Source organism: bacterium (assembly GCA_035527515.1).
Taxonomy (GTDB): Bacteria; B130-G9; B130-G9; order B130-G9; family B130-G9; genus B130-G9.
The window spans coordinates 1-5,367 of the sequence record DATLAJ010000073.1; the positions used below are offsets into that span (position 1 = coordinate 1).

Consider the following 5,367-nt stretch of genomic DNA (forward strand, 5'->3'; position numbering starts at 1 on the left):
TGTTGCATTCATAGTCAGGCCGTCGGGGTTTGAAATATACCTAAAATTGCGTAGGATTCTCACTAAAAAAGGCATCGACGAGGCTTGGGAGCCGCTTGAGACGGGTACTATTAACATGGTGATTGAGGGTGTGAAGAGCCAACATCGTTTCCTTCTACAGTAGGGCTTTAGTCACTAATTGAGCGAGGAGATCAATGGTTAGTATCAGATTGGTCAAGTGTTTTTGTGCCTTGGTTGTTCTGGCGCTGCTTGCGGGGTGTGCGCCGAACCCTTATGCGGATATCGTAACGCTCTTGGGAAGTAAGGGGCCGGCCGCGAAGGAGCGTGCGGCCAGGAGGCTCGCCGGAATGAAGGGTGATCTCTACGTCGATGCGCTGGTCAAGGCGCTTCACGACCCTCACCAGAGGGTGATCATCGCGGCCGCGGACGCACTGGCGAAGAGCGGCGCGGTGAAGGCTGTCCCCGATCTCAAGAAGCTTCTGAGCGACGAGCGGCAAGCGGTTCGGCAGGCAGGCGCCTCCGCCCTAAGCCGAATCAAGAACATCGCCTCGGCCGAGGCGCTGCTTGGGTCTGATGTCGCAAGGTATCGCGCAATGGGGATCGACATGCTGGGTCAGCTTCACTCTCCGGGCACGGTTCCAGCCCTTGCTTTTGCGCTTTCGGACAAGGCGGTGGCCAATAGGCTTCAGGCAGTGAGGATTCTATCTAGGATGAAGACCGATGCGGCGGCCAAGGCGCTTAAGGATGCGAGTAAGGACCCCAACGAGACGGTTCGGGCCGAGGCGGTGAAGGGCCTGGTGGAGATGAAGGGCGCCTCGGCTTTCGTGTCCCTATCCGCCTCGAGCGAGAACAGCATCGAGCTCGCGAAGAAAATGGAGCAGCTGGTGCTCTACTTCGTAAAGCAGGGCGATCTGAGGTCCGCTATCGCGGCTGAGGCCAATTCGCTTGCGCGATACATGACTTTCTACTGCACAAACTACATCCAGCAGGACATCTACAGCGATCGCGACAAGTCCCTGACGACACTGTATTTCAAGGACCTGCCCGACATCATCGCCGAGGAGATGGAGCTCATCTCGAATGCTTTCTTGGGAGAGGAGCTCACTCAGATTGCAGAACATCAGGACAACGATTACATACTGCCCGGCAGATACACGCCTCGGGCGTTTCTGTCGGCCGTCACCCAAGATGAGGGGGAGGGCAACGAGTTCGTGAGCGAGACGGTGCGGTATCTCGAGACCGTAATCGCGGCCGACTCCAAGTCAGTCGTCGTTGTTGACGGGATGCAGCCCAGCGCCAGAAGATACGCCCTGCTCGGGCTGTCCTACATTGACAGCGCTGCCACTGCGCAGGCACTTCTGAAAGCCGCATCCCACGGATACTACGACTACTTCGTCATCAGAGGCCTTGTGGACCTCGGAATGAAGGCCAAACAGGCCCTCATCTCAGCGCTTAAGTCCGAGAACACGTTCGTTCGGTCGCAGGCCATGCTGGCCCTTGCATTCTTGCCTGACCCCAATGTTAAACAGTTGGCCGTGGATGTGCTCAAAACCGAGGCGGACCCGATTGTTCGCCTCCATTGCCAATTTGCACTCTACCAGGCAGGCCGAAAAGAGATGCTCAAGGAGCTCCTGAACGCCGCCCAGTTGAATGATAAGCAGATAGCACTCCGTGCAGCCTATATCCTCTGGTATGTTCAGGAGCCCGTGCCCCAACAAGTTCTCTTGAGCCTCTTATCCAACCCCGATAGCCGAATCAAGAGGCGCGGGGCGGATGTCTGCGCCAAGAAGCCCGTGCCGTCCGACGCGATCATTGAGACGCTTATTCCTATGCTTGGCGACAGAAACAGGCTCGTTCGGTCTTCGGCAAAGGACGCGCTCGCTGCAATCGACCGCGAGGCGCTGCCTGCTCTCACCCAGGCGATCGGAAGCGAAGACCGCGAGACCCGAAAAAGCGCTGCGGAGGCCTTAGTGAAAATGGGGGGTCGGAAGCCGGTCCAGCTAATTGTGGGCCTGCTCGACGATCCAAGCTCCGCTCTGAGGTCTTACGCCGCTCAATCGCTAGGGAGCTTGGCCGCTGAACTCGGCGCGGGCGGTCTCGCAGACGAAGTAGCCAAACGACTCCTCAAGATGCTCAGCAAGGAGCAAAGCACTGCTGTCTTGCAGGGGTGTGTTCTCTCCCTGGGAGAGCTTCACTATGCAGACGGGGCGAAGAGCATCCTCCGCCTAATGGAGAAAAAACCAGCTATAGGCAAACAGGCGGCGATTGCACTCAGCCAAATGAGCGACAGCCCGACCGTGAAGCGGCTCGTCATGTCAAGGTTCCGCGCACTCGATAGCGAGTACATCGGGTTCTCCCCAATGCACTCCGACAAGAAGTACAGACAGCTGTTCTTCATCTCCTATCCGGCCGCCGTTCTCAACAATGAAAAGGCCAAGAGAAGGCTTCAAAATGTCCTGACGCACGGCGACTTCAAGGAACGCATAGCTGCGGCTGAGTTCCTGGGACAGCTCGGCGACCAGGAATTCCTCGCGCCTCTGACGAAGGCCGCAGAATACCAGAGCAAGGGCCTCGAGCCATTCGATTTCTACGTGAGACGCGCTGCGCAGCGCGCCGCGATAGAGATACTGCTGCAAAAGAGCCGGGGCTGACAGGAAATCCACTGCTGGAGCTAGTAATTCAATCTGATCGTCGCGGGACCCCCGATAATCAGATTGATCGTTTCTGAAGTTGAGCTCTGAAGCTGGCTGCCACATAGACACGGGAGTTCATGTCGAAAGCCGAGTTGCTGCCTCTTTCACCTAACGGGTGCGAACGAGGGGTGCAGACTGTAATCCCCGATAGGGGATACCGTGGGTAGCCGTGCGTGCAACGCAACGGGGAGGTTAGAAGGAGGGGAGATTGTGGCGCTATTCGCACCGTCAGGCTACGCCTGCGGCTACCCATGGTCTGCCCTTCGGGCACGAGCTTCTGCCCTCCATCCGCGAGGCCGCCGCAACGTTCCCCCGCTCCAATCTGATCGTCGAGGGACTATCTCTGCTTGACCCAGCTCGCCGCTTGCTATAGCTTGCCCATCGGCCGATGCTCTCGAGGAGATAGTTGTTTTCCGCCCGCTATTGGGCGCAGGCAGCGCAGCATTTTGTAAGGTTCTTGACCCAAAGGCGGGAAAGCATTAAAAATAGGCAAACAAAAACGTGAAGAAACTCAGCGACGAACGGGTCCTTCTGCTCAACGCCCCGTATTTCAAGAAGTTCTCCCGACCCCAGCGCAGCCCAGCGGTTACTAAGAGCGGGACTATTTACTATCCAATATGGCTCGCACACGCAACTGGCGTCCTCTTGCAGGCAGGCGTTCAGGCAGAGCTGTGGGATGCACCGGCCCGTGGGATAGGCCTTCAGGAGCTTCTCGACAAGATAGTCGGTTTTGCGCCTCATCTGGTCATAATGGATGTGGTTACACCAAGCGTGGAGAACGACTTAAGCGTCGCTGCCGCCATAAAGGCGCGCATAAAAACCAGAATCTTCGCCGTTGGCACGCACCCATCAGCCCTCCCCGAGGAGACTTTGCACAGCACAGAAGCGCTCGATGGCCTCTGCATCGGCGAATACGACTATACCGTCCTTGACCTCGCCAGATGGGCCGCGGGCGAGCTTGCACTCAACCAAGTATCAGGCATCGCCTATTTGGAGGATGGCCAATTCTTGCGAACTGAGCCCAGGGCGCCGATCGAGGACCTAGACCGACTGCCGTTCGTCGCGCCAATCTACAAGAGGTTTCTGTGGATTGAGGATTATTTCAACCCCAACGCCCTCTATCCGATGGTAACGATCAACTCAGGACGCGGGTGTCCAAATGGCTGCACATTCTGCGTATATCCGCAGACTATGCACGGCAGGCGCTATCGCTTCCGCTCGCCCGAGAACGTCATTGAGGAGATGGAATACGTAATCACGCACTTCCCCAGAGCGAGGTCCATCTTCTTCGAGGATGACACCCTTCCTGCCAACAAGAATCGCTGCATTGAGTTCTGTGAGCTAGTCCAAAAGCGCGGCATCAAGGTCCCATGGACCGCCAACTGCCGCGTTGATGTTGACTACGAGACGCTGCGAGCCATGAAGCAAGGGGGCTGCCGGATGGTCTGCGTTGGTTTCGAGAGCGGGGACCAATCCTTACTAGATGCGATCCACAAGGGCACGACGGTGGAAATGATGCACCAGTTCGCCCACGACGCCAGAAAAGCGGGAATACTTGTTCATGCCTGCTTCATGGTCGGCCTTCCCGGAGAGACGCGCGAGACAATGCAGAAAACGCTCGAGGTAGCTATCGACATCTCGCCTGACACTGCCCAGTTCTATCCGGTAATGGTCTATCCCGGAACGGAACTCTATGAGCAATACATGCGAGACGGCTTTCTGACCGCCAAGAAGTATTCGGACTGGCTAACCGACGAGGGTCTGCACAACTGCGTGGTCAGGACGAGCGAGTTCTCGGGCGAGGAGCTCGTTAGGTGGTGCGACGATGCGCGGAAGAGATTCTACCTTCGGCCTGGCTACATCGCTCGCAAGGCCCTTCAAATGGTGCGTCATCCGAGGGAGATAAGTCGCACCAAGAAGGCGGCGAAGACCTTTTTTAAGTACCTTTTCAGGGGCTCGTTCGGAAAAAAAGAAGCCGCTCGCTGACACAGGCCGGCGTTGCCGACCAACCCTCCTATATCTCTTCCGATCCCTTGTGCAGCCACTTCAAAGCTGATGGGCTCTTCTTCTCTGTCCTCAATCCGTAGGCTGGGCCAGCGGCCGGCAGCTACGGCTGTTCACGTTAATCCCTTTTGGACTTGGCTAATTTGTCCCGCGAACCAGGAATGCACACGAATTGACGTGAATGCGAAAGCGCCACGTTGACTCGCACAGCCATGAACGATAGCCTTGCGCTAAGAATCAAACCTGAACAAGGACTAAAGCAAGGAGTTCGAGGCCTCAAATGAAATGCCAAAACTGCGGGATTGAGCTGCTGGACAGGGCGAAGTTCTGCCTCGAGTGCGGCGCGAATCAGGGGCTGGCCAGACAGGCGATCCTCCCGGAGCAAGAGATAGCCGAGATTCAGAAGCGCTCGCAGACAAATGAATACGCCTCAAAACTGAGCGAGATCGCCGAGAAAGGCATCGCCATTGAGCGGCGTGACGTTGCCGTCCTGTTCGTGGATGTCTCCGGGTTCACACCGATGTTCGCCGCAGTTGGTTCGGAGCAGGTGCGCGAGGTCATGCGCGACGTGTATTCCGTCATGTCCGGGGCGATCACGCGTTGCGGCGGCTACGTTGACAAGTTCATCGGCGACGAGGTGATGGCGATCTTCGGGGCGCCTCTTGCGCTT

General features: G+C 57.1%; 3 protein-coding genes. All 3 read left to right on the forward strand.

Annotated elements, in window-relative coordinates; translation table 11 throughout:
- The first annotated feature begins 194 nt into the window (after positions 1 to 194).
- Positions 195 to 2,651, forward strand: a complete 2,457-nt coding sequence (locus VM163_05725) for a HEAT repeat domain-containing protein (GenBank protein ID HUT03373.1) — start codon at positions 195 to 197, stop codon at positions 2,649 to 2,651.
- A gap of 543 nt (positions 2,652 to 3,194) precedes the next feature.
- Complete coding sequence (locus VM163_05730; protein ID HUT03374.1) at positions 3,195 to 4,679, forward strand: radical SAM protein; 1,485 nt, start codon at positions 3,195 to 3,197, stop codon at positions 4,677 to 4,679.
- Between the two features lie 298 nt (positions 4,680 to 4,977).
- Positions 4,978 to 5,367 (forward strand): adenylate/guanylate cyclase domain-containing protein (locus tag VM163_05735; GenBank protein HUT03375.1); only part of this gene is annotated, 390 nt, incomplete at its 3' end.

Coding starts and splice junctions, on each gene's coding strand:
- VM163_05725 (HUT03373.1), top strand. CDS start 195: ATGGTTAGTATCAGATTGGTCAAGTGTTTTTGTGCCTTGGTTGTTCTG.